This window comes from Actinomycetota bacterium (assembly GCA_035759705.1).
Lineage (GTDB): Bacteria > Actinomycetota > CADDZG01 > JAHWKV01 > JAHWKV01 > JAJCYE01.
On sequence record DASTUJ010000045.1, the window covers coordinates 1 to 2,281 of the forward strand.

Consider the following 2,281-nt stretch of genomic DNA (forward strand, 5'->3'; position numbering starts at 1 on the left):
TGTGGCGCCTGCATCGTGCCGGCCGCCGGCGGGAGGTGATGGTTGTGGCCGGGGTGTTCGCCCTGGCGGGCGCGGGGTACCTGTTCGGCCACCTGCGCTGGTACGGGAGTCTCACCGTCTACGCCACCGGCCAGCATTTCGCCGAGACCGGGGAGTTCAGCGTGATGGGCGTGACCCCCAACTTCGCCACGCGAACCAGCCGGTTGATCGGCCTGCTGGTCGACCGGCGCTTCGGGCTTGCGGCCTGGCAGCCGGCGTGGCTGCTGATGATCCCTGCGCTCGCCTGGTTGGCGCGCAAGCGCCCGGCGGGGTGGGAGGTGCTCGCGCTGCCGCTGGCCGCCGGCTGGTTGTCCGCCACTTATCTCGCTCTGACCATGCACGGCTGGTGGTGGCCGGGGCGCCAGGTGGTGGTTGTGCTGCCGGCGGCGGTGCTCGCGATCTGCATCTGGGCCGGCTCCGCACGGGGGGTGTGGCTCACGACCGCGCTCGGGGTGGTCGGGATGTTCAACCTGGCGTGGCTGTTCGTCCAGGGCCGGCGGGCGCAGCTGACGATGGTCGTCGACTTCTTCGACACCACCAACCCGGTCTACCGGGGATGGTCCAGGCTGTTGCCGGACTACATCGTCCTGTCCACGGGCGACTGGGTTCTGCACGCAATCTGGGTCGCCGTTGCGTTCTTTCTCATCCTCCAGGGGAGACGACGCCCGCCTGTGACCTCGGAAGCTCCGAGCCTACCTGTCTAAATCTGGGCACTTTATCCGGGCAAGATGGGTCAATCACCCGCTGGTCGCCCGGCTCTCAAAAGGGAAGCATTATCGGAGCCGTTCCTCTCTAGGAGGCCCTCATGCCCGGCACGATCGTGCGGTACGTGTTGCTTGGATTATCTCGAATTCTTGGTGGGTTTCTTCGACTATGGAAACGTCGCGCGGCCTGGGCAGTGTTCCCGGCGGTCCTGATGATTCTGGTGGCCAACTTTGTGCTTTATGCGTTCGGCGACTCAGTGAGCCAAGGATTCAAAGGCATCCTCACGGCTTTCTCCGCGCCGGCAGGCATCAAACGAAACGACCTTTTCCCTTTGATCTTGACATTAGGGCTATTTGCAATCGTCGTTTGGATCGCGCGCTCACGCTCACGCATGGTCGTCGGAACCTTCACCGACTATCGCTCGTTGTCGGAGTCGCCCGCCTCTCAAAAGGAAGCAAGCGGCTCGTCCTCCGGCGGAACCACCTCTGCTGCATCCGGGTTGGGCAACCTTCTTGTCGCGGAGCTCGGCAGCCTGCATCGCCTATACCGGGTCGTCGATCGCACCCGTGCGGTTCCCGACGCCGTTAAAGGCCACCAAAACGTCTCATTCGACGAACAACGGACCCTAGACCAGCGCGACGACGAGTTCGAGAAGGCGAACGATGACCCCCTGGTGTTGCCGGCGCCGATCATGGCCGAAGACGTGATGGTCGCCTTGGACTCAGTCGTGTCGGTCGAGTCCACGATCAAAGTAGGACCGGTGAACCTGCCAATCGGCGCGATGGCCTCCCTCGTCTCTCGAATTGCACGGGGCCCCCGGATTACCGGCTCGCTCCACCAGGTTGGGGACGAGCTGACCCTGACGGCACGCACCGTCGGCGCGCGGGCGAACTATCAGTGGAAGGTAACCCGGGGGTCCTCGAAGTCCGGCGCCATGCCCGCTCCCGAAACGCTCGTCGAGGAGCTTGCAATCCGAATCTTCAGCGATCTGTCGCTAAGGGGGTCCGTGAAGTGGAGGGCCGCTCAGCAGCACGTCGCAGGCCTGAGAAGGTACCGCGAGTGCGTGGGAACCAGGAAGGATCGCCGGACCAAGCTGGAGGAGGCAAAGGATGCCTTCATTCAGACGATTGCGGAGGACGACGGGTTCGATCTCGCCTATTACAACCTGGGCGTCGTAACCACGGACCTCCGTCAGTTTGCTGCAGCGGAGGATGCCTTTCGTGGTGCAATCGGCAGAAACGATCGCCGGTGGGAGCCCCACTACGGGTTGGCTCAACTCTATTTTGAGCAGGAACGGTTCGAGGAGATGGTCGTTCTGTGCGACCGTATGCTCCAGCTCAAAACACGAAGGGCCGAGACGTATCACTTGCAGGCGGTCGCTTACCGCAAGCTTGGGAGACGGGACGAGGCCATGAAGGCATGGCAGCGGGCGGTCTGGTGGGCATGGCTCCGTCTTTGCCTGGCGGCGCGGCGACGGAACGAACCGGAGGTCTGCGGCTTGGCAGCAACGAGCCTTCGCAATCTCGGCACGATGCGA

Annotated in this window: 2 protein-coding genes; both read left to right on the top strand. The window is 63.7% G+C overall.

Annotation, left to right across the window (positions count from 1 at the left end; all coding sequences use genetic code 11):
• Positions 1-743, top strand: a 743-nt coding sequence (locus VFV09_03035) for a hypothetical protein (GenBank protein ID HEU4866681.1), incomplete at its 5' end; no start/stop codon positions are given.
• Positions 744-844: 101 nt separating this feature from the next.
• A partial coding sequence (locus tag VFV09_03040) for a tetratricopeptide repeat protein (GenBank protein HEU4866682.1) occupies positions 845-2,281 on the top strand: 1,437 nt, incomplete at its 3' end.